Below are 24,274 nucleotides of genomic sequence, written 5' to 3' on the forward strand. Positions count from 1 at the left end.
TGGGGAGCAAACAGGATTAGATACCCTGGTAGTCCACGCCGTAAACGATGAGTGCTAAGTGTTAGAGGGTTTCCGCCCTTTAGTGCTGCAGCTAACGCATTAAGCACTCCGCCTGGGGAGTACGGCCGCAAGGCTGAAACTCAAAGGAATTGACGGGGGCCCGCACAAGCGGTGGAGCATGTGGTTTAATTCGAAGCAACGCGAAGAACCTTACCAGGTCTTGACATCCTCTGACACTCCTAGAGATAGGACGTTCCCCTTCGGGGGACAGAGTGACAGGTGGTGCATGGTTGTCGTCAGCTCGTGTCGTGAGATGTTGGGTTAAGTCCCGCAACGAGCGCAACCCTTGTTCTTAGTTGCCAGCATTCAGTTGGGCACTCTAAGGAGACTGCCGGTGACAAACCGGAGGAAGGTGGGGATGACGTCAAATCATCATGCCCCTTATGACCTGGGCTACACACGTGCTACAATGGATGGTACAAAGGGCTGCAAGACCGCGAGGTTTAGCCAATCCCATAAAACCATTCTCAGTTCGGATTGTAGGCTGCAACTCGCCTACATGAAGCCGGAATCGCTAGTAATCGCGGATCAGCATGCCGCGGTGAATACGTTCCCGGGCCTTGTACACACCGCCCGTCACACCACGAGAGTTTGTAACACCCGAAGTCGGTGGGGTAACCGCAAGGAGCCAGCCGCCTAAGGTGGGACAGATGATTGGGGTGAAGTCGTAACAAGGTAGCCGTATCGGAAGGTGCGGCTGGATCACCTCCTTTCTAAGGATAATGCAGTCCTTGTGGACTGATAAAACGTTGACTGTTACTTGTTTGTTTAGTTTTGAGGGAGTAATTCTCTCAAAGCTTTTTTTAATCGTTCTTTGAAAACTAGATAATCGTAAGAAGAAGTCAAAGTAAAACCGAGAATCGCCATTTTAGTTTTTCTCTCTTATTTAATAAGAGTATAACCATTTAGGTTAAGTTAGAAAGGGCGCACGGTGGATGCCTTGGCACTAGGAGCCGATGAAGGACGGGACTAACACCGATATGCTTCGGGGAGCTGTAAGTAAGCTTTGATCCGGAGATTTCCGAATGGGGGAACCCACTGCTCGTAATGGAGCAGTATCTTTACCTGAATACATAGGGTATTGAAGGCAGACCCGGGGAACTGAAACATCTAAGTACCCGGAGGAAGAGAAAGCAAAACGCGATTCCCTGAGTAGCGGCGAGCGAAACGGGACATAGCCCAAACCAAGAGGCTTGCCTCTTGGGGTTGTAGGACACTCAACATGGAGTTACAAAGGAACGGGGTAGATGAAGCGACCTGGAAAGGTCCGTCATAGAAGGTAAAAACCCTGTAGTTGAAACTTCGTTCCCTCCTGAGTGGATCCTGAGTACGGCCGGACACGTGAAATCCGGTCGGAAGCTGGGAGGACCATCTCCCAAGGCTAAATACTCCCTAGTGACCGATAGTGAACCAGTACCGTGAGGGAAAGGTGAAAAGCACCCCGGAAGGGGAGTGAAAGAGATCCTGAAACCGTGTGCCTACAAGTAGTCAGAGCCCGTTCATGGGTGATGGCGTGCCTTTTGTAGAATGAACCGGCGAGTTACGATCCCATGCAAGGTTAAGTTGAAGAGACGGAGCCGCAGCGAAAGCGAGTCTGAATAGGGCGAATGAGTATGTGGTCGTAGACCCGAAACCAGGTGATCTACCCATGTCCAGGGTGAAGTCCAGGTAACACTGGATGGAGGCCCGAACCCACGCACGTTGAAAAGTGCGGGGATGAGGTGTGGGTAGCGGAGAAATTCCAATCGAACTTGGAGATAGCTGGTTCTCTCCGAAATAGCTTTAGGGCTAGCCTCACGTTGTAAGAGTCTTGGAGGTAGAGCACTGTTTGGACTAGGGGCCCTCATCGGGTTACCGAATTCAGACAAACTCCGAATGCCAAAGACTTATCCGTGGGAGTCAGACTGCGAGTGATAAGATCCGTAGTCAAAAGGGAAACAGCCCAGACCACCAGCTAAGGTCCCAAAGTTTACGTTAAGTGGAAAAGGATGTGGAGTTGCTTAGACAACCAGGATGTTGGCTTAGAAGCAGCCACCATTTAAAGAGTGCGTAATAGCTCACTGGTCGAGTGACTCTGCGCCGAAAATGTACCGGGGCTAAACGTAACACCGAAGCTGTGGATTGACACCGTATGGTGTCAGTGGTAGGAGAGCGTTCTAAGGGCGTTGAAGCTAGACCGTAAGGACTGGTGGAGCGCTTAGAAGTGAGAATGCCGGTATGAGTAGCGAAAGATGGGTGAGAATCCCATCCACCGTATGCCTAAGGTTTCCTGAGGAAGGCTCGTCCTCTCAGGGTTAGTCGGGACCTAAGCCGAGGCCGAAAGGCGTAGGCGATGGACAACAGGTTGATATTCCTGTACCACCTCTTTATCGTTTGAGTGATGGGGGGACGCAGGAGGATAGGGTAAGCGCACTGTTGGATATGTGCGTGTAAGCAGTTAGGCTGGTAAGTAGGAAAATCCGCTTACCATTAAGGCTGAGCTGTAATGCCGAGGGAAATATAGTACCGAAGTTCCTGATTCCACACTGCCAAGAAAAGCCTCTAGCGAGATAAAAGGTGCCCGTACCGCAAACCGACACAGGTAGGCGAGGAGAGAATCCTAAGGTGAGCGAGAGAACTCTCGTTAAGGAACTCGGCAAAATGACCCCGTAACTTCGGGAGAAGGGGTGCTTTTTGAGGTGAATAGCCTCGAAGAGCCGCAGTGAATAGGCCCAGGCGACTGTTTAGCAAAAACACAGGTCTCTGCGAAGCCGCAAGGCGAAGTATAGGGGCTGACGCCTGCCCGGTGCTGGAAGGTTAAGAGGAGGGGTTAGCGCAAGCGAAGCTCTGAATCGAAGCCCCAGTAAACGGCGGCCGTAACTATAACGGTCCTAAGGTAGCGAAATTCCTTGTCGGGTAAGTTCCGACCCGCACGAAAGGCGTAACGATCTGGGCACTGTCTCAACGAGAGACTCGGTGAAATTATAGTACCTGTGAAGATGCAGGTTACCCGCGACAGGACGGAAAGACCCCGTGGAGCTTTACTGTAGCCTGATATTGAATTTTGGTACAGCTTGTACAGGATAGGTAGGAGCCTGAGAAGCCGGAGCGCCAGCTTCGGTGGAGGCGTCGGTGGGATACTACCCTGGCTGTATTGAAATTCTAACCCTCACCCCTGATCGGGGTGGGAGACAGTGTCAGGTGGGCAGTTTGACTGGGGCGGTCGCCTCCTAAAGAGTAACGGAGGCGCCCAAAGGTTCCCTCAGAATGGTTGGAAATCATTCGCAGAGTGTAAAGGCACAAGGGAGCTTGACTGCGAGACCTACAAGTCGAGCAGGGACGAAAGTCGGGCTTAGTGATCCGGTGGTTCCGCATGGAAGGGCCATCGCTCAACGGATAAAAGCTACCCCGGGGATAACAGGCTTATCTCCCCCAAGAGTCCACATCGACGGGGAGGTTTGGCACCTCGATGTCGGCTCATCGCATCCTGGGGCTGTAGTCGGTCCCAAGGGTTGGGCTGTTCGCCCATTAAAGCGGTACGCGAGCTGGGTTCAGAACGTCGTGAGACAGTTCGGTCCCTATCCGTCGTGGGCGCAGGAAATTTGAGAGGAGCTGTCCTTAGTACGAGAGGACCGGGATGGACGCACCGCTGGTGTACCAGTTGTCTTGCCAAAGGCATCGCTGGGTAGCTATGTGCGGACGGGATAAGTGCTGAAAGCATCTAAGCATGAAGCCCCCCTCAAGATGAGATTTCCCATAGCGTCAAGCTAGTAAGAACCCTGAAAGATGATCAGGTTGATAGGTCAGAGGTGGAAGCGTGGTAACATGTGGAGCTGACTGATACTAATCGTTCGAGGACTTAACCAATTTTTAAGGTGAACTCGTTTTACAAACTTCTTCTGAAATTATCTAGTTTTGAGGGAATGATACCTCAATTTAATAGTCTGGCAATAATGGCGAGAAGGTCACACCCGTTCCCATACCGAACACGGAAGTTAAGCTTCTCAGCGCCGATGGTAGTTGGGACTTTGTCCCTGTGAGAGTAGGACGTTGCCAGGCAAACTGAAACACAACCTGATTAAGGTTGTGTTTTTTTTGCTGTCTGAAAGGAAAAGGTTGAAAGTAAAAAAGTGAATTCAGATTCGTGCCCGTTTAATGCCATTATCAGTGAAATTGGTAACGATTAAACGCCAACGGAATCAAACCCCACTATTTGATAAAGTAACTGCTAATTACAAAAAAACACTTTAATTAATTAAAGGAGAAAGAAGGATAAAAAGGATGTAATAGAGAAATCAGATGTTTAGAAGCCCAAATAAAGGAGGATAATGATTCAATGAAACTAGTAACTATTAATAAAAATGGCAAGCACGTGTTAGGAGTAAAAGTGGAGAATGGCATAATTGACCTTGAAGAAGCACTAAAAGAGAGCCCCGCCAATCAAGTACATACAAATATCATGGAGGTTATCGCAGGTGGTCATGAAGTCATCTCTGCACTCGAGGACTATATTTCGAACCTGCCAATAGAAAATAAAACAAGCTATCTCAAAAATGAAGATGATGTTGAGTGGGGACCTTGTGTCACACAACCGAACAAGATTATCTGTGTAGGTTTAAATTATCGCAAACATGCTGATGAAACAAAGTCTCCATATCCAGAAGTACCAATATTGTTTAGTAAATTTAATAATTCATTAACAGGACATAAATGTGAGATTGCTGTGCCAAAAGTGACCCAAAGGCTGGATTACGAGGTTGAATTGGGGGTTGTAATTGGGAAGGAAGCGAAGTATGTAAGTAAAGAAAATGCATTAGATTATGTATTTGGCTACTGTACAGCAAATGATTTATCAGCACGTGATCTGCAAAAAAGGACACACCAATGGTTACTTGGAAAAACATGTGACGACTTCAGTCCTATCGGTCCATATCTAGTTACAGCGGATGAAGTCGGCGATCCTAATAATTTACAATTAAAAACCTATGTAAATGGTGAAATACGGCAAGAATCAAATACGTCTGATATGATTTTTTATGTAGATGAAATTGTCAGCTATATTTCACAGCACATGACTCTTACACCTGGAGATGTGATTCTTACTGGTACTCCAGCGGGTGTAATCATAGGCTATCCAAAGGAAAAGAGAATTTACCTAAAGCCTGGTGATGTAGTAACCGTTGAAGTTGAAAAATTAGGTACACTAACTAATACATTAATTGAAGAAAAATAATTTTTAGGTGAGAGCCAGGCAATTAACTTGCCTGGTCCTCCAATAATTAGCGCCCCGTATATAAACTAAACACCTCATCCCAACTCCACTTTTCATAAAAGGAACTCCCGAGATTGATATTTTTTATCCATACGGCCTCTCCAGATTTATAGGTGGGAGAAATCATCACATCTGCATTCTTTCGGTCAGTTCTAATCCAGATCAAATTATTCTTAACAATTTCTGGTCTGAAATCTCCATTTTTTTCAGAAGGAAAAGTGACTTGGGTTTGTTTATTATCTAAAAGATTGATCTTATATAGGCTTGGTAATGCTGTTTCGTCTATTTCCTCAGAATCATTTTCCTTCGAACGAGACACAATTATGGTTCGATTATTTTGCCATGTCAAATCACGATCTACAAAACCCCTTGGAGTGAGGGTGTCATTTTCCATAGATGGGACTCTTAAAACATGCGTTCTTTTATTGGAAGTTGCTTCTCGCCCACCACCACTTACATAGCCCAACAATCCATTATATGGAGCCCATTGGAACCATGCAGATTCATTTAACATTTCATCCATCTTTTGAAATGTTTTTCCGTTAGTTGATAAGACACATAACGTGTTTCCATCAGCCGATAAGGAGGCGGTAGGAATTAACAAAAAGCTAATCCACTTCTTATCATTTGACCATTTAAATGCACTAGTAGAAGCAAATACTTCATTTTCGCCAATCTTAATCGTATAAAAATGCTTAACAGCAGGCTTTTCTTTTTTTCTCAAAATCACATTTGATAAAATAATATCAGATTGAGGGTCTGCACTTTTTTTTGTTGAAATAAGTAAACCATTGCCGGTTGGGAGCCAAGAGAAACTTTCTATATTCTTCCGAATAGGCATAAATTGACCTAATTGGCTGGTATGTAAAATATAAAGTTTACTTGCAACCTGGAATCCAATTGTATTTTCATTTGGGGACCATTGAAAGTTCCCACCAACATTTTCTTTTACCTTAAAATGTCTGTTGCTCTTTATATTGTAGAGCCAGAGATTCATCATATCCCCTTCCATGGCGCCCTTTAAATAAGCAACCCAGCTGCCATCGAATGACCATTTCGGATATCTTACATATCCCGTACCTGTTAGCATTATTTCTTTATCTTTTAGTTTTATCCATAAATGATTGTTTCTTACAAAAGCGGCTTTTAAATTTTCCTTAGGTTCCGCTGAGGCAGCAACAGAAAAAAAGGAAAATACCAAAATAGCCAATAAAAGTATCTTTTTTAGCACGAATGTCACCACCTATTATCTTTAAATCTTATAATTCCCAATAAAAGGGTAAAAGTATGTTTTTAAATTTTTATCTATAGATGATCTTGAAAAGCTATTAGAAATTCAGGGAAAACTTTACCACCCCGAGGTCGAGGCTCAAAAAGAATAATAGTGAAATAATACTAGGCTTTGACCTGTCAAATGGCAGGTCTTGTTTAAATGAAATGAAAAGTTTATTAAAAAAGGTTAAACTAACAGGTACAACTAATAAATGGGCAAGAGGAGAACAGGAGGGTATAAATGTTAGAGAATGGTTTTATGATGGTAGTGATTATTTTACTTATTAACATTGTTTATGTTTCATTTTTTACGATAAGAATGATTCTAACGTTAAAGGGTCAGCGGTATTTGGCTGCAGGCTTGAGTATGGTTGAAGTGGTGATCTATGTTTTAGGTCTTGGTCTTGTTTTAAATAACTTAAATGAAGTTCAAAACCTAATTGCTTACGCCGTTGGTTATGGGATTGGTGTCATCGTAGGGATGAAAATTGAAGAAAAACTGGCTTTAGGTTATATTACGGTAAATGTAATTACAAAGGAATATGATATAAATTTACCTAAGGTATTAAGGGAGAAGGGATTTGGGGTGACCGATTGGGCTGCTCATGGGCTCGAGGGAGATCGGATGGCACTTCAAATATTGACACCAAGAAAATTTGAACTCAAATTATATGAAACGATAAAAAGTTTGGACCCAAAAGCATTCATCATCTCCTATGAACCAAAAGCAATCCATGGGGGATTTTGGGTAAAATCGGTGAAAAGAGGGAAACTATTTTCATGAGTAAAAAGAAAATGCAATTTGAAGTTCAGGAAAATGAAAGTATTGAAGCTTGCCTGGAACGGATGAAAAAACAGGGGTATATACCTGTTCGCCGTACGGAAAAACCGGTATTTCAGGAGGTAGTGAATGGGAAGGAAACTTCCTATGAACCGGTCGGAAGGCAGATTGTATTTGAAGCTATCCATGCCGAGTAAAAACGAACATTATAATTTCCAGAAATAAAATCGTTCGTTTTTATTGACCATTTGCGCCTTAAATTGTAATATAAAGGTGTCAAAAAAATATATAACGTAACACCCTCGTATAATAATGGGAATATGGCCCATAAGTATCTACCCAATTACCGTAAATGATTGGACTATGAGGGGAAGTGGAAGTGCCTGAAACGTTTACTCGTTTCATGGTCATTTACTGTGCCGATTTCAGCCCGGACAGACTGCTTTCTCTCATTTCATGAAATTGGGGAAGTATCTGTTTTGGGCTTTTTATATTGGTAAAGTAAGAAAAGCGTAAGCACCGGGGAAAAAATGAACTACTTTTTTCCTAGGGAAAAATGCAGTTCATTTTTTCCATGGCAGCTTGCGTTAGACAAAGGGGAGAGAACATGAATCCGATTGTGGCGGTTATAATGGGAAGCAAATCCGATTGGGAAACGATGAAGCATACCTGTGAAATCCTTGACCGGTTAGAGGTTCCTTATGAAAAAAAGGTGGTTTCAGCCCACCGCACTCCTGATTTGATGTTTGAATTTGCTGAGAATGCCAGGGTAAGAGGTATTAAGGTAATCATCGCTGGTGCAGGCGGCGCTGCACATCTGCCAGGTATGGTTGCTGCAAAGACGACATTGCCAGTGATTGGCGTTCCTGTTCAATCGAAGGCATTGAATGGAATGGATTCTCTATTATCGATTGTACAAATGCCTGCAGGGGTCCCGGTGGCAACGGTAGCAATCGGAAAAGCAGGAGCAACAAATGCCGGGTTACTAGCAGCTCAGATTATATCGATTAACGAATTGAAATTACAAGAACGACTCGAGCAAGTCCGCATAGAAGCAAAAATGGCAGCAATAGAAAGTAGTGATGAGCTTGTCTAATAAAACTATTTTGCCGGGACAAACAATTGGAATTATTGGCGGTGGTCAGCTGGGAAGGATGATGGCTCTTTCTGCTAGAGCAATGGGTTATCGAATTGCTGTATTAGACCCTGTTGAAGATTCTCCTTGCGGCCAGGTGGCGGATTATAAGGTAATTGGGGACTATGATGATCTAGAGGCGATTAGGAAACTAGCGGAAGTCAGCGATGTCATTACTTACGAATTTGAAAATATCGATGCTGAAGCACTTGAATGGCTTTGTGATCAAGCATATGTGCCACAGGGTAAGAGTTTACTTGAAATTACGCAGGACCGGGTGAAAGAAAAAGGTGCAATTGCAAACGCAGGCGTCAAGGTGGCACCATATGCAGTCATCAATTCTCTGAATGACCTTCATGAACATTGTGAACAGCTTGGCTATCCTCTTGTATTGAAAACTGCACGAGGCGGCTATGACGGCAAAGGGCAGGTTGTTATAAAAAGTCATCAGGATATTGAAAAGGCTAGAGTACTTCTTGATAACGGACAATGTATTCTAGAAAAATGGATTTCTTTTTCTAAAGAAATTTCCGTCATTATCACAAGAAATTCAAATGGTGAAAGTGCAGTATTTCCGGTTGGAGAAAATATTCATCAGGATAATATTCTCCACCAAACGATTGCTCCAGCACGTATTAGTAAACAGGCGGAGGATAAAGCCATTCAATCCGCAATACAACTCGCTAATGCATTTGAGTTAGTTGGAACACTAGCGGTTGAAATGTTTTTAACAGCGGGGGATATCATTTATATAAATGAACTCGCTCCTAGACCGCATAATTCTGGGCATTATACAATTGAAGCATGTGAAACATCACAATTCGAACAACATATCAGGGCTGTGTGTAACCTGCCCCTTGGTAAAACAGAGCTATTAAAGCCAGCGGTCATGGTTAACATACTAGGAGAGCATGTTCAAAACATGTTAGATAATCTTACAAAAGTAAATGATTGGAAAGTTCATTTATATGGTAAAAAAGAGGCAATACTAAAACGAAAGATGGGGCATGTAACGATACTTTGTGATTCTGTTGAGAATGCCCTTGAAGCAGTTAATAACAGTTACATTTGGGAAGAAAAAAGTTTGGAGGCCAAAAGATGATTGATCGTTATACACGACCTGAAATGGGTGCGATTTGGACAGAGGAAAACCGCTTTAAAGCTTGGCTTGAGGTTGAAATTCTTGCATGTGAAGCATGGGCAGAGTTAGGTGAGATTCCGAAACAAGACGTAAAGAAGCTTCGTGAAAATGCATCCTTTAATATTGACCGGATTAAGGAAATCGAAGAAGAAACTAGACATGATGTGGTTGCCTTTACTCGCGCAGTATCCGAGACATTAGGGGAAGAGCGCAAATGGGTGCATTACGGTTTAACTTCAACGGATGTAGTTGATACCGCACTTTCTTACTTATTAAAGCAAGCCAATGCGATTATCCGGAAGGACCTTGAAACCTTTATTGAAATCCTAAAGAATAAAGCGATCGAGCATAAATTTACTGTCATGATGGGTCGTACGCACGGGGTACATGCTGAACCGACTACTTTTGGATTAAAGCTTGCTCTTTGGTATGAAGAAATGAAACGTAACTTGGAACGGTTTAATCATGCTGCTACTGGCGTCGAGTTTGGGAAAATTTCCGGAGCAGTTGGAACTTACGCTAATATCAACCCGTTTGTTGAACAATATGTGTGTGAAAAACTTGGTACCCAGCCTGCACCAATTTCCACCCAAACCTTGCAGCGCGACCGTCACGCACACTATATGTCCACTCTTGCATTGATTGCTACTTCGATTGAAAAATTCGCCGTGGAAGTTCGCGGATTACAAAAAAGTGAAACGCGTGAAGTAGAAGAGTTTTTTGCAAAAGGACAAAAAGGCTCATCTGCCATGCCTCATAAACGAAACCCAATTGGGTCTGAAAATATGACTGGTTTGGCCCGTGTGATTCGCGGCTACATGATGACAGCCTATGAAAATGTTCCACTATGGCATGAACGCGATATTTCACACTCTTCTGCAGAGCGTATCATTTTACCGGATGCGACGATTGCCTTGAACTACATGTTGAATCGTTTCGGCAACATCATTAAAAACCTAACAGTTTATCCGGAAAACATGAAACGTAACATGGACCGGACGCTCGGTTTGATTTATTCTCAGAGAGTTCTTCTGGCGTTAATCGACAAAGGTTTATCTCGTGAAGAGGCATATGATACCGTTCAGCCAAAAACAATGGAATCATGGGAAAAGCAAGTTCCTTTCCGCGGTTTGATTGAAGAAGAGCCAAAAATTACAAGCCTGCTTTCAGCAGAAGAAATCGCTGACTGCTTTGATTACAACTATCACCTGCAACATGTTAATACCATCTTTGACCGATTAGGGTTAAATGGTTAATTAAAAAATAATAAGGGTGCAAAGCACCCTTTACTTATCTTGAAGATTCCCAATATTTGAAATTAGGAGTGATTCTTTATGAAAGAACTTCTTTATGAAGGTAAAGCGAAGCGAATTTTTAGTACGGAAGATGAGCAAACAGTTTTGATTGAATATAAGGATTCGGCAACAGCTTTCAACGGGCAGAAGAAGGCAGATATTACTGGCAAGGGTCGTTTGAATAACGAAATTACTAGTTTGCTATTTTTAAAGCTTCAGGAACAGGGCATCCCATCGCATTTCATTAAGCGTATTTCTGAAACAGAACAGCTGGTAAAGAGGGTAACCATTATCCCGCTTGAAGTGGTCGTTCGCAATATCGCTGCCGGAAGTCTTTCAAAGCGATTAGGAATCGAAGAGGGTAAGGAATTAACAAAGCCATTAGTTGAATTTTATTTGAAAAATGATGATCTTGGTGACCCATTACTAACCAGACCCCATATCTATGAATTGAACATAGCAACAAAAAAGGAAATTACCATCCTAAAGAAAAAAGCCCTAAAAATTAATACATTTTTATCAAGCTTTTTTAACGAATTAGGAATTAATCTTATAGACTTTAAACTTGAGTTTGGTAAAGACGCTGAAGGCAGCATTTTATTAGCAGATGAGATATCACCAGACACTTGTAGACTTTGGGACAAAAAGACAAATGAAAAGCTCGATAAAGATGTATTTCGTCGTGACCTTGGCAGTTTAACAGAAGCATATGAAACCATTTTAGCGAGATTAGGGGGAAAACAGCATGTTTAAGGTAAAGGTATATGTCACGTTAAGAGAAAGTGTATTGGATCCACAAGGTAAGGCAGTAACGCATTCACTGCATTCATTAAATTATCCAGAAGTATCCGATGTACGAATCGGTAAATATATGGAACTAACGATCGAAAAATCAGAACGCGACCTTGATGAAGTGATCAATGAGATTTGCAGCAAGCTATTAGCCAATACAGTCATTGAAGACTACCGTTATGAAGTAGAGGAGTGTGTTCCTCAGTGAAGTTTGCAGTCATCGTTTTTCCGGGGTCTAACTGTGATATCGATATGTACCATGCGATTAAGGATGAACTTGGTGAACAGGTTGAATATGTTTGGCATGACACTGAGAGCTTAGATGAGTTTGATGGAATTTTACTTCCTGGCGGCTTTTCATACGGTGATTATTTACGTACAGGAGCCATTGCACGTTTTAGTAAGGTCATGCAAGCAGTCGTAAAAGCAGCAGAAGCAGGGAAACCGATTCTAGGTGTTTGCAACGGATTCCAGATTTTATTGGAAGCAGGATTGCTGCCTGGGGCCATGAGACGAAATGAAAGTCTATCATTTATCTGTAAGCCAGTTGATTTAAAAGTAGTGAACAATCAGACGATGTTTTCTGCTGTCTACACGCAAGGTGAAACCATTTCAATCCCTGTCGCTCATGGTGAAGGAAACTACTATTGTGATGAAGAAACGCTTGCTAAGCTTAAAGAAAATAACCAAATCGTTTTTACTTACCAAGATAACCCGAACGGAAGTTTAGAAGATATAGCAGGAATTATCAATGAAACAGGAAATGTCCTCGGGATGATGCCACACCCTGAAAGAGCCGTTGATGAGTTATTAGGCGGAGCAGATGGACTCAAATTATTTCAATCGATTGTAAGAAGCTGGAGGGAAGCAAATGTTGTTAAAGCATGAACCAAGACCAGATCAAGTAAAGACAGAAAAACTTTATCAGCAAATGGGCTTATCCGATGAAGAATTCACCCAGGTTGAAAACATTCTTGGCCGAACACCGAACTACACTGAAACAGGCCTTTTCTCGGTTATGTGGTCTGAGCATTGCAGTTATAAAAACTCTAAACCAGTCCTAAGAAAATTCCCAACGACGGGTGAGCGTGTTCTTCAGGGACCTGGAGAAGGGGCAGGAATTGTTGATATCGGTGATAATCAAGCGGTTGTGTTTAAAATCGAAAGTCATAACCACCCATCAGCCATCGAGCCATATCAAGGGGCGGCTACAGGTGTTGGCGGAATTATCCGCGATATTTTTTCAATGGGTGCACGTCCTATAGCTCTATTAAACTCACTTCGTTTCGGAGAACTTGATGAATCCGCTAGAGTACGCTACCTATTCAAAGAAGTTGTAGCTGGAATCGCTGGCTACGGTAACTGTATCGGAATTCCAACGGTTGGCGGCGAAATTCAATTTGAACCATGTTATGAGGGCAACCCGTTAGTAAATGCGATGTGTGTTGGTTTAATCGATCATAAAGATATTAAAAAAGGTCTTGCCCAAGGTGTTGGCAATACAGTGATGTATGTTGGAGCGAAAACAGGCCGTGACGGAATTCATGGTGCAACGTTCGCTTCTGAAGAGCTAACAGACCAGTCCGATGAAAATCGTCCAGCGGTTCAGGTTGGCGACCCATTCATGGAAAAACTTTTACTAGAAGCATGCCTTGAATTGATTCAATCAGATGCTCTTGTCGGTATTCAGGATATGGGTGCTGCGGGATTAACAAGTTCTTCAGCTGAAATGGCAAGTAAAGCGGGAATGGGTATTGAAATGAATTTAGACCTCGTTCCACAGCGTGAAACTGGTATGACTGCTTATGAAATGATGCTTTCTGAATCACAAGAGCGTATGCTGATTGTTGTTACAAAGGGAAGAGAACAGGAAATCAAAGATCTATTTACTAAATACGATTTGGAAGCAGTAGCAATCGGTACTGTAACAGATGATAAGAAACTACGTTTGCTGCAGCATGGCGAAATCGTCGCAGATGTTCCAGTAGATGCATTAGCTGAGGACGCACCTGTTTATCATAAGCCATCAAAAGAACCAATTTATTATCAGGAATTCCAGGCATTAGAAGTGGAAGTCCCACAGGTTGAAGATTTAAATGAAACATTAAAACAAATTCTTAGCCAGCCTACAGTGGCAAGCAAGGAATGGGTTTATAATCAATACGATTATATGGTACGTACGAATACAGTCGTTTCACCTGGTTCAGACGCCTCTGTTGTCAGAATCCGTGGAACCCGTAAGGCATTGGCAATGACGACTGATTGTAACTCACGCTATGTGTTTTTAGACCCTGAAGTAGGCGGGAAAATTGCGGTTGCTGAAGCGGCACGTAATATTGTTTGTTCAGGTGCAGAACCATTAGCGATTACAGATAACTTGAATTTTGGAAATCCAGAAAAGCCAGAAGTGTTCTGGCAGATTGAAAAAGCAGCAGATGGAATCAGCGAGGCTTGCCGAGTTCTTGAAACTCCAGTTATTGGCGGTAACGTCTCTTTATATAACGAAACAAACGGAACAGCCATTTACCCAACACCGGTCATTGGAATGGTTGGCTTAGTAACGGATATTGACCATATTACGACTCAAAACTTTAAAACGAGCGGCGACCTTATTTACTTAGTCGGAGAAACAAAGCCGGAATTTGGCGGCAGTGAGTTACAGAAACTGCAAAACGGACGTATTTTCGGTAAGGCTCCAGAACTTAATGTCCAGCTAGAAAAAGAAAGACAGAATCAAGTGTTAGCAGCTATTCGTGCAGGAGTTGTTCAATCGGCGCACGACCTTTCTGAAGGTGGTCTTGGTGTAGCGGTGGCTGAAAGTCTTTTTGGCCAAGAACAGCTTGGGGCAACGATCACAATCGAAGGCAACCCAGTAACTGCACTATTTAGCGAAACACAATCCCGCTTCCTACTAACTGTGAAAAAAGAACACCAAGCAGAGTTTGAAAGTATAGTAGCTGCCAAATTGATTGGTGAAGTAAATGATACAGCAACATTAAAAGTGAATGCTGATAATAACACGATTTTAGAAGCTTCAGTTAACGAATTGAAGGATGCCTGGAAAGGAGCTATCCCATGCTTGCTGAAATCAAGGGATTAAACGAAGAGTGTGGAGTCTTTGGTGTCTGGGGACATCCAGACTCTGCACAACTTACCTATTACGGACTCCATAGCCTGCAGCACCGCGGTCAAGAGGGTACAGGGATTGTCGTATCTAACGGAGATAAGCTTAAAGTGGTGAAAGGTGAGGGATTAGTTTCAGAGATTTTCACAGAGAACGTGATGGAAGACTTAAAAGGTACTTCTGCAATTGGGCATGTTCGCTATGCAACAGCAGGGGGCGGCGGTTATGAGAACGTCCAGCCCTTGCTGTTCCATTCCCAAACTGGAAGCCTGGCACTTGCTCATAATGGTAATTTAGTAAATGCCAATTTCTTAAAACACCAGCTTGAAACACAAGGAAGTATTTTTCAAACAAGCTCTGACACAGAAGTTTTAGCTCATTTAATCAGGAGAAGTGGATATCCCCAGTTGAAGGATCAGGTGAAAAATGCGCTTTCGATGTTAAAAGGAGCCTATGCCTATTTAATTTTAACAGAGAAGGAATTAATGGTTGCTCTCGATCCTCATGGATTAAGACCACTTTCACTTGGCTGTCTTGGAGACGCCTATGTGGTTGCTTCGGAAACCTGTGCCTTTGATGTTGTCGGGGCAGAATTTATCCGCGATATCAGACCTGGAGAATTATTAATCATCAATGAAGAGGGAATCACATCAGAACAATTTGCGTTCAATTCAACAAAGTCCATTTGTACAATGGAATATGTTTATTTTTCAAGACCTGATAGTAATATTCAAGGAATCAATGTTCATACAGCCCGTAAAAACATGGGTAAAAGATTGGCAGTAGAAGCACCAATTGAAGCGGATGTCGTAACGGGAGTTCCTGATTCTAGTATTTCTGCAGCGATTGGGTATGCCGAAGCGGCGGGCATTCCTTATGAGATGGGATTAATTAAGAACAAATATGTCGGCCGGACTTTCATTCAGCCAACCCAATCATTACGGGAGCAGGGTGTAAAGATGAAGCTTTCTGCGGTTCGCGGTGTCGTTGAAGGTAAACGTGTCGTCATGGTTGATGACTCCATTGTTCGTGGAACGACGAGCAGACGAATCGTAAGTTTGCTAAAAGAGGCAGGAGCGACAGAGGTGCATGTTGTCATCAGCTCACCGCCGATAAAAAATCCATGTTTCTATGGAATTGATACATCATCGAAAGAAGAATTAATCGCTTCAGATAAATCAGTAGAAGAAATTAGACAGCTGATTGGTGCTGATTCCTTAACGTTCCTAAGTACGGAGGGGATGGTAGGGGCCATTGTCAAAACCGAAGGAACAGAAGGTTTCTGCGTTGGCTGCTTTACAGGTAATTATCCAACAGAAATATATCCGGACACACTCCAATATTACTATCAAAAATAGGGGGGACCATCATGGCGAATGCTTATACACAGGCAGGGGTAAACATCGAAGCAGGCTATGAAGCTGTTGAGAGAATGAAAAAGCATGTACAAAAAACAGCCAGAGCTGGCGTAATAGGTGGTCTCGGCGGCTTCGGTGGTATGTTTGATTTATCATCGTTAAATTTGAAAGAACCAGTTCTTGTATCAGGAACAGATGGCGTTGGTACCAAGCTGATGATTGCTTTTTGGATGGATAAACATGAAACAATTGGCATTGATGCAGTAGCAATGTGTGTCAATGATATCGTTGTTCAAGGTGCAGAGCCTTTGTTCTTTTTAGACTATATTGCTACCGGAAAAGCAGATCCTGAAAAGATTGAAGCGATTGTTAAGGGCATAGCAGATGGCTGTGAGCAGGCAGGATGTGCACTTATCGGTGGAGAAACAGCTGAAATGCCTGGACTATACAGTGAAAATGAGTATGATCTTGCTGGATTTACGGTTGGGGCCTGTGAAAAATCTCAACTAATTACAGGAGAAAATATTAAGCCAGGCGATGTGCTAATTGGTTTAGCTTCAAGCGGAATTCATAGCAATGGTTATTCCCTTGTTCGGAAGGTTTTTAATAACTGGGCGTTAACAGAATATGTTGACGAGCTTGGCACAAGCTTGGGCGAAGAATTATTAAAACCAACGAAAATCTATGTAAAACCAATTCTTTCAGCGTTGAAAAAGTTCAACCTAAAAGGGATGGCTCACATTACTGGAGGCGGTTTTATTGAAAATATCCCTCGGATGCTTCCTAATGGACTTGGAGCAGCCTTCTTTGAAAAAAGCTGGGAAATCCCGCCGATTTTCAATCTAATCACGACGGTTGGACAAATTGACCAACAAGAAATGTATAATATCTTTAATATGGGTATCGGCATGGTGATTGCAGTTGATAAGGAGATCGCTGCAGATTTGATGGACCATTTAAAACAATCCGGAGAAACTGCCTATGAAATCGGTGTTGTAACGGCAGAAGAAGGCATTACAATTGGTGGCCGCCAATGAAAAAGATTGCTGTTTTTGCCTCAGGAAACGGAAGCAATTTTCAAGCGATCATTGATGTAGTGAAATCTGGAGAACTTGAAGCGGACATCGCAATTCTTGTTTGTGACAAGCCGGGAGCCTTTGCTATCGAGCGTGCCAATGCTGCTCGTATCCCAACTTTTGCTTTTAGCCCTAAGGAATATAGCTCTAAAGAAGCTTATGAAAAGGCGATTTTGGAAAAATTAGCGAGTTCTGGTGTCGAGTTTATTGTTCTAGCCGGTTATATGAGGCTGATTGGACCAACATTGCTCGGAGATTTCGCTGGACGTATTGTTAATATCCATCCTTCGCTTCTTCCGGCTTTTCCTGGTAAAGATGCCATTGGTCAAGCCTTGGCTGCAAAAGCGGAATGGAGCGGAGTTACCATCCACTACGTTGATGAAGGAATGGACACTGGACCCATCATCGTCCAGGAACGCGTCCGCCTTAGTGAAAAGGAAACAAGAGAGAGTCTGCAACGGAAAATACAAGATATCGAGCATAAGCTTTATCCATCCATCCTGCAAATGCTGTTAACGAGAGGGGAAGTTCAACATGACGAAAAAGCGCGCACTTATTAGTGTTTCTGATAAAAATGGTATTCTTGATTTTGCTAAAGAATTAGTCAGCTTAGGTTTTGAAATTATTTCAACGGGCGGAACGAAAAAGGCGCTTCAAGAACAAGGAGTTCCTGTTCTCAGCGTGAGTGAAGTAACCGGTTTTCCAGAAATATTGGAAGGACGTGTAAAGACGTTAAATCCGTTTATTCATGGAGGCTTACTAGCTAAACATGATGACGAACAACACCAAAAGCAGCTTGAAGAACATAACATTGATCCTATTCAAATTGTTTGTGTTAACCTTTATCCTTTTCAACAAACAATTGCAAAGCCAGATGTAACAACGGAGGACGCGATTGAGAATATTGATATCGGCGGTCCAACAATGTTACGTGCTTCTGCAAAAAATCATCAATATGTAACCGTGGTTGTTGACCCGGTTGACTATAATAAGGTAATTGAGGAATTAAAAGCAGACGGTAAAACCACGCTAGAAACACGCAGAAAGCTGGCGGCCAAGGTTTTCCGTCATACAGCAGCATATGACGCCTTAATCGCTGAATACATGACAGAACTCGCACAAGAAGAAACTCCTGAAAAATTAACCGTTACATATGAGCTGAAGCAGTCGCTCCGTTACGGGGAAAATCCACATCAAAAGGCTGCTTTTTATAAAAAACCTCTTGGTTCAACGTTCTCCATTGCTAATGCAGAACAGCTTCATGGAAAAGAGCTTTCTTATAATAATATTAACGATGCGGATGCGGCCTTGCAGATTGTGAAGGAATTTACAGAGCCTGCAGCGGTTGCAGTAAAGCATATGAATCCATGCGGTATTGGAACAGGTTCTAACAGTTTTACAGCGTTTGAAAAAGCATTTGCTGCAGATCCTATTTCCATTTTTGGCGGTATTATTGCTTTTAATAGTGAAGTGGATGCCGAGACAGCTGGCAAGCTTCATGAGATTTTCTTAGAAATCATTATTGCTCCATCTTTCTCTGAGGAAGCATTAACGATTTTAACAGCGAAAAAGAACTTACGTTTACTAACGATTCCTTTTTCTGGTGTACAAAAACCAGAGATGAAGCTGACAACAATCGAGGGCGGACTATTAGCACAGGAACAAGACCGCTTTACATTAGAAAATGCAACAATCTCTGTACCAACAAAAAGACAGCCAACTGAGCAGGAATGGGAAGCATTAAAGCTTGGCTGGAAGGTCGTAAAACATGTTAAATCGAATGCAATTGTCGTGACCAAAGAGGATATGACAGTTGGAATTGGTGCCGGTCAGATGAACCGGGTAGGTGCCGCTGAAATCGCCTTAAAACAAGCAGGTGAAAAAGCCGCAGGAGCAGCACTTGCTTCCGATGCCTTTTTCCCAATGGATGATACCGTAGAAGCTGCAGCAAAAGCGGGAATTACAGCAATCATTCAGCCTGGCGGTTCCATCCGCGACGAAGATTCTATCAAAAAAGCGGATGAATATGGAATTGCTATGGTCTTTACCGGAGTTAGACATTTTAAACATTAAAATGAGGTGAGTTGGAATGAAGGTTCTAATCATTGGCCGAGGCGGAAGAGAACATGCACTGTGCCGAAAGGTAAGTGAAAGCACGCTAGTAGAAAAAGTATTTGTTGCTCCTGGTAACCACGGGATGGAAGATGTTGCAGAACGTGTTGCGATCGACGAAAGTAACCATGAACAACTTATTCAATTCGCGACAGAACAAGGAATTGGTTTAACAATTATCGGACCAGAAGTGCCTTTACTAGAAGGGTTAGCAGATAAATTTGAAGCTGAAGGTCTAGCAGTGTTTGGACCACGAAAATTGGCAGCTGAAATTGAAGGCAGTAAGTCGTTCGCAAAGGAAATCATGAGGAAATATGAAATCCCTACTGCAGATTATGCTGTATTCACCAACTACGATGAAGCAAAGAAGTATATTGAAGAAAAAGGTGCTCCCATCGTTATTAAAGCTGACGGATTAGCAGCTGGAAAAGGCGTTACAGTTGCATTAACACTAGAAGAGGCATTACAAAGTACGGAAGAAATGCTCGTTGGGCAAAAATTTGGCGAAGCTTCAGCACGCGTGGTAATTGAAGAGTTTTTGAGCGGTGAAGAATTCTCCCTTATGGCGTTTGTGAATGGGGAAGTTGTGATCCCTCTAGAAATTGCCCAAGATCATAAACGTGCCTTTGATGGGGATCAAGGTCCTAATACAGGCGGAATGGGTGCATACTCTCCGGTCCCTCATATTGCCAATAAGACAGTTGAAACAGCAATTGAAACCATCCTTAAGCCTGCGGCGAAGTCTTTGGTTCAAGAAGGAAGAAGCTTTTGCGGGATTCTTTATGCTGGTTTAATTGCTTCGGATAAGGGGCCAAAGGTTATCGAGTTTAATGCCCGCTTTGGTGACCCGGAAACACAAGTAATTTTACCAAGATTAAAATCCGATTTAGTTCAGACTATCTTAGATGTATTAGCCGGTGAGGCCCCAGAGTTAGTTTGGGACGAACAATCCATGGTTGGGGTTGTTGTAGCAGCCAAAGGGTACCCCGAGGAATATGAAAAGGGTGCTGTTCTCAATGGTTTATCTGACTTCTCTAATGAGGTCTATACTTTCCATGCAGGAACAAACAAAAATCAATTAGGTGAGTTTGAAACTGCTGGAGGCAGAGTTCTCTTGGTTGGTGCAAAAGCTAAAAGCTTAAAGGAAGCACAAGATATTGTCTACCAAGAGCTTGATAAATTAAAATGTGACGGAGTTTTTTATCGAAAAGATATCGGCTTTAAGGCTATCGGGCGCGTCTTCGGTTAGAGCGGCGGATAAACACAAATAAAAGAGCAACGATTCCGCCTATTAAGCTGATAAGCACGAACGACATATCCAATAAATATTCCCAAAACATGACAGATTACCTTCCTTTTGGAGGGCTGACCAACCACGGTCAGCCCTAATTTTTTGTTTTGTTGCTAATCGTTACCGTAAACCTCAAAAAGTTGAAGAGAAGGGAACGATTAGTGGAGAATCGTTACCACAAACTACAAAAAATTAAAGAGAAGGGCACGATTCCGGATATCCGTAACCCTTTTTGGAAAAAGCGGATAAATTTATGTTGGGTTATATGGCAGTACCTCATCAACCTCGCCATTGTTTGACCCATCACCGAGTGACAAGGGTTTTTCCTTTTCCATTTCCTGATATCGTTCAAATAGCGCTGTAACAGGGCAAAAACGAACGATTCCCTCTGCCACCTTCATCGCTCCGCAAATGGCAACAAATAAATAGGAATCCCTCCAAGGAAACTTCACCATTTTAGCGGTACTCCAAGAAAGGATGGTAAGCCCAAGTGTAATCCTTATTAATGCATTAAGGATTCCAATATTTTTAGTAATGTTCACATTGTTCACTCCTTCACAATATTTTTACAGGAATTATCCAATTCTTTAATGCGTTAAACAATAAAATATGGTAGTATGGAGATAAACTAATTTTTGTAAGGGCTTTCTTTATTGGAAGATCAACATTCTTACTAGTTATATAGCTTCTAAGAAAGGGAGGGTATCGTATGCTCGAACAACGTTATCGATGGAAAAATAAACATTTACGCATACATGTATCCGTTTTAGATGGAAAAACTTCACCAACCATTTTATTAAAAAATGCCTTGTATTTAAATCAAACATTCCGCCAGTGGATGCGCGGGAATATTTGGATATATGAAGATCGGATTGTATATGTTGGCGATAATTTACCGACGAAAGTGGAAAACTGTGAAATCATTGACTGTACTAATGAAATTCTTGTTCCAGGGTATATCGAGCCACATGCCCATCCTTATCAATTATATAATCCCCATACGCTGGCGGCTTATGCATCCCAGTTTGGAACAACGACAATAATCAATGACAACATGTCATTGATTATGAATTTAAAGAAAAAGGAAGCGTTTTCTTTATTAAAAGACTTGCGTTCCATACCGACAACCATGTACTGGTGGTGCCGGTTTGACCCGCAAACAGAAATTTTAAATGAAGAAGATGTTTTTTCACATAGTAATATTAAATCGTGGTTAGAGCATGATGCTGTTCTCCAAGGCGGTGAATTGACTGGCTGGCCTAAATTGTTAGACGGCGATGATATGATGCTGCATTGGATTCAAGAGGCGAAAAGAATGAACAAAAAGATCGAAGGTCATTTTCCGGGTGCCTCAGAGAAAACATTAGCTAAAATGATGCTGTTAGGTTCAGATAGCGACCATGAGGCAATGACAGGGGAAGAAGTATATAACCGCCTAATGCAGGGCTATATGGTTTCACTTAGATATTCTTCTATTCGTCCTGACCTGCCAGACTTGCTGGATGATATGAAACGATTAGGAATTGAAGCCTATGATCGTTTAATGTTTAACACAGATGGTTCCACATCCACGTTTTATGAACAAGGTATCACCGACCAAATGATTCGTATCGCCATTGATAAAGGTGTACCAGTGATTGACGCTTATAACATGGCTACAGTCAATATTGCACGTTATTACAATATTGACCATCTACATGGCAATATTGCAACTGGGCGTGTCGCAAATATTAACTTCCTATCTAGTATCGAAGATCCGACACCCCATTCTGTACTAGCGAAAGGTAAATGGGTAAAACGTGACGGTCAAATGGTCGAGGCGTATCACTCGATTAATTGGGATGATTATGGACTTAAGCCAATGGAATTGGATTGGAATCTAAGCATTGACGATTTACAATTTTCAATGCCATTTGGGATAAAAATGGAGAATTCGGTTATTACGAAGCCGTATTCCATTGCCATTGATGCCTCGTATGATGAATTATCAACAGACCATGATGAATGTTTCTTTACCCTGATCGACAGAAATGGTAAGTGGCGGATAAATACATTATTAAAAGGATTTGCTACAAATCTTTCTGCATTGGCAAGTTCATTTTCCAATACAAGCGACATTATCTTAATTGGAAAAAACAAACGTGATATGCTTGCAGCTTTCGATAGGATGAAGGAGTTAGGCGGGGGTATTGTCATGGTCGAGGAAGAGCAAGTGGTATGTGAGATTCCATTAAAACTTAATGGAATTATGTCAAACCTCCCGATTAAGGAATTAATAAACGAAGAAAAGAAATTACTGGTTGAATTAAAGGATCGTGGGTATTCCTTCTCGGATCCTGTATACAGTTTATTATTCTTTTCGGCTACTCATTTACCTTATATCCGAATCACCCAACAGGGTATGTACGATGTAATGAACAAAACTGTTCTCTTTCCGTCGATAATGCGTTAAACTATAAAAGTAATTAATTGGATAAAACCGCTTCTGAGAAAAGACGATAGGAGTGTTTTTAAAAAATGAAGAAATGGGCTGTTGCCATTACAGTAGTTCTTTTCCTGCTCTCCGGCTGCAACGATAAAGAAAAGGCTAATGGACCAAAACAGCCGGAAAAAGAAGAATCCGAAGAAGTGATACAGGAAGAGGTAGACCATGAACTCCCTTATCACTACCCATTAACAGGGCTGGGTTCAGAGATTGAGACAGATGGGAGAGCAGTGGCGGTAATGATAAACAATCATCCAAAAGCTAGACCACAATCTGGCTTACACAAAGCTGATGTTGTCTATGAACTTCTAGCAGAAGGTGATGTTACCCGATTCCTAGCTGTTTTCCAAAGTGAAAAGCCAGATAAAATGGGCCCAGTTCGAAGTGCGAGGGACTACTACATTGATCTTGCAAAAGGTCTGGATGCTCTTTTTATCGCCCACGGCTATAGTGAAGAGGCAAGAGAATTGCTCGAAAGTGATTTTGTTGATAATTTAAATGGTATGGTCTATGATGGTACATTGTTTAAAAGAGCAAGCTTCCGTGAAGCACCTCATAATTCCTATATTACGTATGGGAATGTCTTAAAGGGCGCCAAAGAAAAGAAATACTCGATGAACCAATCTCCGCCTGCGTTTCAATTTTTATCAGAGGAAGATAGTAAATCGGTAACGGGAAACAATGCGATATCAGTCAAGATTTCATACTCTGCTAGCGGCGTTTTCAATTCCACCTACGAGTATGATGAATTAGTTGGAAAATACAAACGCTACTCTGATGGGGATCAAACCACAGATTATGAAACAAAAGAACCGATTCTGTTAGATAATTTGTTTATCATTGAGACTACTCATCAAGTTATTGATGAGGCTGCACATAAGGAAATTGATTTACAATCAGGGGGATCTGGTTACTTAGTGCAAAAGGGTAAGGCAATGGAAGTAGAATGGAAAAATGATAACGGTTTGCTTGTACCAATAAGGAATGGAGAAGTAGTTCCGTTTGTTCAAGGAAAGACTTGGGTGAACGTGATACCGACGAAGCCTGGACTGCAATCAAGCGTTTCATTTAATGTAAACTAATCTTAACTAATTAAAGGGG

The 24,274-nt window shown here is 42.2% G+C and carries 20 protein-coding genes, 3 rRNA genes and 1 riboswitch (1 of these 24 running past the window's edge); of the genes, 20 read left to right on the forward strand and 3 right to left on the reverse strand.

Annotated elements, in window-relative coordinates; genetic code table 11:
* The 4 genes from QFZ28_RS23745 to QFZ28_RS23760 all read left to right on the forward strand — a co-directional run.
* Window positions 1-773 (forward strand): 16S ribosomal RNA (locus QFZ28_RS23745) (it extends 777 nt beyond the left edge of the window).
* 195 nt (window positions 774-968) lie between these two features.
* Window positions 969-3,906 (forward strand): 23S ribosomal RNA (locus tag QFZ28_RS23750).
* A gap of 76 nt (window positions 3,907-3,982) precedes the next feature.
* Window positions 3,983-4,098 (forward strand): 5S ribosomal RNA (gene rrf / locus QFZ28_RS23755).
* The 16S, 23S and 5S rRNA genes sit together here, the layout of an rRNA operon.
* A 277-nt stretch (window positions 4,099-4,375) precedes the next feature.
* A complete protein-coding gene (locus tag QFZ28_RS23760; RefSeq protein WP_307197112.1) occupies window positions 4,376-5,272 on the forward strand; it encodes a fumarylacetoacetate hydrolase family protein in 897 nt (298 codons plus the stop codon).
* A 46-nt stretch (window positions 5,273-5,318) separates the two neighbouring features.
* Here QFZ28_RS23760 and QFZ28_RS23765 read toward each other — a convergent pair whose 3' ends face one another.
* Window positions 5,319-6,542 (reverse strand): hypothetical protein, encoded by a 1,224-nt coding sequence (locus QFZ28_RS23765; RefSeq protein ID WP_307197113.1) that lies wholly within the window; start codon window positions 6,540-6,542, stop codon window positions 5,319-5,321.
* Between the two features lie 282 nt (window positions 6,543-6,824).
* Here QFZ28_RS23765 and QFZ28_RS23770 point away from each other — a divergent pair, with 282 nt between their 5' ends.
* The 14 genes from QFZ28_RS23770 to purD all read left to right on the forward strand — a co-directional run bounded on the left by QFZ28_RS23770 (window position 6,825) and on the right by purD (window position 20,646).
* Window positions 6,825-7,367: a DUF2179 domain-containing protein gene (locus QFZ28_RS23770; RefSeq protein WP_307197114.1), complete on the forward strand. Its 543-nt coding sequence runs from the start codon at window positions 6,825-6,827 to the stop codon at window positions 7,365-7,367.
* Window positions 7,364-7,561, forward strand: a complete 198-nt coding sequence (locus QFZ28_RS23775) for an NETI motif-containing protein (RefSeq protein ID WP_307197115.1) — start codon at window positions 7,364-7,366, stop codon at window positions 7,559-7,561. Before QFZ28_RS23770 ends, QFZ28_RS23775 begins: the two co-directional genes overlap by 4 nt.
* Before the next feature lie 85 nt (window positions 7,562-7,646).
* Window positions 7,647-7,748, forward strand: a riboswitch (purine riboswitch).
* Between the two features lie 223 nt (window positions 7,749-7,971).
* Window positions 7,972-8,460, forward strand: a complete 489-nt coding sequence (purE, locus tag QFZ28_RS23780; protein WP_307197116.1) for a 5-(carboxyamino)imidazole ribonucleotide mutase — start codon at window positions 7,972-7,974, stop codon at window positions 8,458-8,460.
* Entirely contained in the window at window positions 8,447-9,601 is a 1,155-nt protein-coding gene (gene purK / locus QFZ28_RS23785; protein WP_307197117.1) for a 5-(carboxyamino)imidazole ribonucleotide synthase, read from the forward strand. Before purE ends, purK begins: the two co-directional genes overlap by 14 nt.
* On the forward strand, window positions 9,598-10,896 hold the full coding sequence (gene purB, locus QFZ28_RS23790) for an adenylosuccinate lyase (RefSeq protein ID WP_307197118.1): 1,299 nt from the start codon (window positions 9,598-9,600) through the stop codon (window positions 10,894-10,896). The genes purK and purB overlap by 4 nt, the downstream gene beginning before the upstream one ends.
* A gap of 78 nt (window positions 10,897-10,974) precedes the next feature.
* Window positions 10,975-11,688, forward strand: a complete 714-nt coding sequence (gene purC / locus QFZ28_RS23795; RefSeq protein ID WP_307197119.1) for a phosphoribosylaminoimidazolesuccinocarboxamide synthase — start codon at window positions 10,975-10,977, stop codon at window positions 11,686-11,688.
* A complete protein-coding gene (gene purS / locus QFZ28_RS23800) occupies window positions 11,681-11,935 on the forward strand; it encodes a phosphoribosylformylglycinamidine synthase subunit PurS (protein ID WP_063254695.1) in 255 nt (84 codons plus the stop codon). The genes purC and purS overlap by 8 nt, the downstream gene beginning before the upstream one ends.
* The gene (purQ, locus tag QFZ28_RS23805; protein ID WP_307197120.1) at window positions 11,932-12,615 is read left to right on the forward strand and encodes a phosphoribosylformylglycinamidine synthase subunit PurQ; all 684 of its coding nucleotides are present in this window, start codon (window positions 11,932-11,934) and stop codon (window positions 12,613-12,615) included. The genes purS and purQ overlap by 4 nt, the downstream gene beginning before the upstream one ends.
* Window positions 12,599-14,827 (forward strand): phosphoribosylformylglycinamidine synthase subunit PurL, encoded by a 2,229-nt coding sequence (gene purL, locus QFZ28_RS23810; protein ID WP_307197121.1) that lies wholly within the window; start codon window positions 12,599-12,601, stop codon window positions 14,825-14,827. Before purQ ends, purL begins: the two co-directional genes overlap by 17 nt.
* Window positions 14,803-16,209 carry an amidophosphoribosyltransferase gene (gene purF / locus QFZ28_RS23815; protein ID WP_307197122.1) on the forward strand — a complete coding sequence of 469 codons (1,407 nt, stop codon included), beginning with the start codon at window positions 14,803-14,805 and terminating at the stop codon, window positions 16,207-16,209. Before purL ends, purF begins: the two co-directional genes overlap by 25 nt.
* An 11-nt stretch (window positions 16,210-16,220) precedes the next feature.
* Complete coding sequence (purM, locus tag QFZ28_RS23820; RefSeq protein WP_307197123.1) at window positions 16,221-17,246, forward strand: phosphoribosylformylglycinamidine cyclo-ligase; 1,026 nt, start codon at window positions 16,221-16,223, stop codon at window positions 17,244-17,246.
* Window positions 17,243-17,845, forward strand: a complete 603-nt coding sequence (gene purN, locus QFZ28_RS23825) for a phosphoribosylglycinamide formyltransferase (protein WP_307197124.1) — start codon at window positions 17,243-17,245, stop codon at window positions 17,843-17,845. The genes purM and purN overlap by 4 nt, the downstream gene beginning before the upstream one ends.
* Window positions 17,820-19,358: a bifunctional phosphoribosylaminoimidazolecarboxamide formyltransferase/IMP cyclohydrolase gene (gene purH, locus QFZ28_RS23830; protein ID WP_307197125.1), complete on the forward strand. Its 1,539-nt coding sequence runs from the start codon at window positions 17,820-17,822 to the stop codon at window positions 19,356-19,358. Before purN ends, purH begins: the two co-directional genes overlap by 26 nt.
* 16 nt (window positions 19,359-19,374) lie before the next feature.
* Window positions 19,375-20,646, forward strand: coding sequence for a phosphoribosylamine--glycine ligase (gene purD / locus QFZ28_RS23835; protein ID WP_307197126.1), 1,272 nt, complete (start codon window positions 19,375-19,377; stop codon window positions 20,644-20,646).
* Here purD and QFZ28_RS29890 read toward each other — a convergent pair.
* Both QFZ28_RS29890 and QFZ28_RS23840 read right to left on the reverse strand, forming a co-directional pair.
* Window positions 20,624-20,737: an EYxxD motif small membrane protein gene (locus QFZ28_RS29890; protein ID WP_373428158.1), complete on the reverse strand. Its 114-nt coding sequence runs from the start codon at window positions 20,735-20,737 to the stop codon at window positions 20,624-20,626. The two genes, purD and QFZ28_RS29890, sit on opposite strands and share 23 nt — an antisense overlap.
* Window positions 20,738-20,939: 202 nt before the next feature.
* Window positions 20,940-21,230: a YgaP family membrane protein gene (locus tag QFZ28_RS23840; protein WP_307197127.1), complete on the reverse strand. Its 291-nt coding sequence runs from the start codon at window positions 21,228-21,230 to the stop codon at window positions 20,940-20,942.
* Window positions 21,231-21,397: 167 nt separating this feature from the next.
* Here QFZ28_RS23840 and QFZ28_RS23845 point away from each other — a divergent pair, with 167 nt between their 5' ends.
* Together QFZ28_RS23845 and QFZ28_RS23850 are read left to right on the forward strand one after the other, a co-directional pair.
* The gene (locus QFZ28_RS23845) at window positions 21,398-23,140 is read left to right on the forward strand and encodes an adenine deaminase C-terminal domain-containing protein (RefSeq protein WP_307197128.1); all 1,743 of its coding nucleotides are present in this window, start codon (window positions 21,398-21,400) and stop codon (window positions 23,138-23,140) included.
* A gap of 65 nt (window positions 23,141-23,205) precedes the next feature.
* On the forward strand, window positions 23,206-24,255 hold the full coding sequence (locus tag QFZ28_RS23850) for a DUF3048 domain-containing protein (RefSeq protein WP_307197129.1): 1,050 nt from the start codon (window positions 23,206-23,208) through the stop codon (window positions 24,253-24,255).
* Window positions 24,256-24,274: the final 19 nt, after the last annotated feature.

The organism is Neobacillus niacini (genome assembly GCF_030817695.1).
Lineage (GTDB): Bacteria > Bacillota > Bacilli > Bacillales > Cytobacillaceae > Neobacillus > Neobacillus niacini_F.

Excerpts from the sequence above, each read along its gene's own strand:
- purC (WP_307197119.1), top strand. The coding sequence starts at position 10,975 with ATGAAAGAACTTCTTTATGAAGGTAAAGCGAAGCGAATTTTTAGTACG.
- purS (WP_063254695.1), top strand. The coding sequence starts at position 11,681 with ATGTTTAAGGTAAAGGTATATGTCACGTTAAGAGAAAGTGTATTGGAT.
- purL (WP_307197121.1), top strand. The coding sequence starts at position 12,599 with ATGTTGTTAAAGCATGAACCAAGACCAGATCAAGTAAAGACAGAAAAA.
- purB (WP_307197118.1), top strand. The coding sequence starts at position 9,598 with ATGATTGATCGTTATACACGACCTGAAATGGGTGCGATTTGGACAGAG.
- purM (WP_307197123.1), top strand. The coding sequence starts at position 16,221 with ATGGCGAATGCTTATACACAGGCAGGGGTAAACATCGAAGCAGGCTAT.
- QFZ28_RS29890 (WP_373428158.1), bottom strand. The coding sequence starts at position 20,737 with ATGTTTTGGGAATATTTATTGGATATGTCGTTCGTGCTTATCAGCTTA.
- QFZ28_RS23775 (WP_307197115.1), top strand. The coding sequence starts at position 7,364 with ATGAGTAAAAAGAAAATGCAATTTGAAGTTCAGGAAAATGAAAGTATT.
- purH (WP_307197125.1), top strand. The coding sequence starts at position 17,820 with ATGACGAAAAAGCGCGCACTTATTAGTGTTTCTGATAAAAATGGTATT.
- purD (WP_307197126.1), top strand. The coding sequence starts at position 19,375 with ATGAAGGTTCTAATCATTGGCCGAGGCGGAAGAGAACATGCACTGTGC.
- QFZ28_RS23770 (WP_307197114.1), top strand. The coding sequence starts at position 6,825 with ATGTTAGAGAATGGTTTTATGATGGTAGTGATTATTTTACTTATTAAC.
- QFZ28_RS23850 (WP_307197129.1), top strand. The coding sequence starts at position 23,206 with ATGAAGAAATGGGCTGTTGCCATTACAGTAGTTCTTTTCCTGCTCTCC.
- purK (WP_307197117.1), top strand. The coding sequence starts at position 8,447 with ATGAGCTTGTCTAATAAAACTATTTTGCCGGGACAAACAATTGGAATT.
- purN (WP_307197124.1), top strand. The coding sequence starts at position 17,243 with ATGAAAAAGATTGCTGTTTTTGCCTCAGGAAACGGAAGCAATTTTCAA.
- QFZ28_RS23845 (WP_307197128.1), top strand. The coding sequence starts at position 21,398 with ATGCTCGAACAACGTTATCGATGGAAAAATAAACATTTACGCATACAT.
- purF (WP_307197122.1), top strand. The coding sequence starts at position 14,803 with ATGCTTGCTGAAATCAAGGGATTAAACGAAGAGTGTGGAGTCTTTGGT.
- QFZ28_RS23760 (WP_307197112.1), top strand. The coding sequence starts at position 4,376 with ATGAAACTAGTAACTATTAATAAAAATGGCAAGCACGTGTTAGGAGTA.
- purE (WP_307197116.1), top strand. The coding sequence starts at position 7,972 with ATGAATCCGATTGTGGCGGTTATAATGGGAAGCAAATCCGATTGGGAA.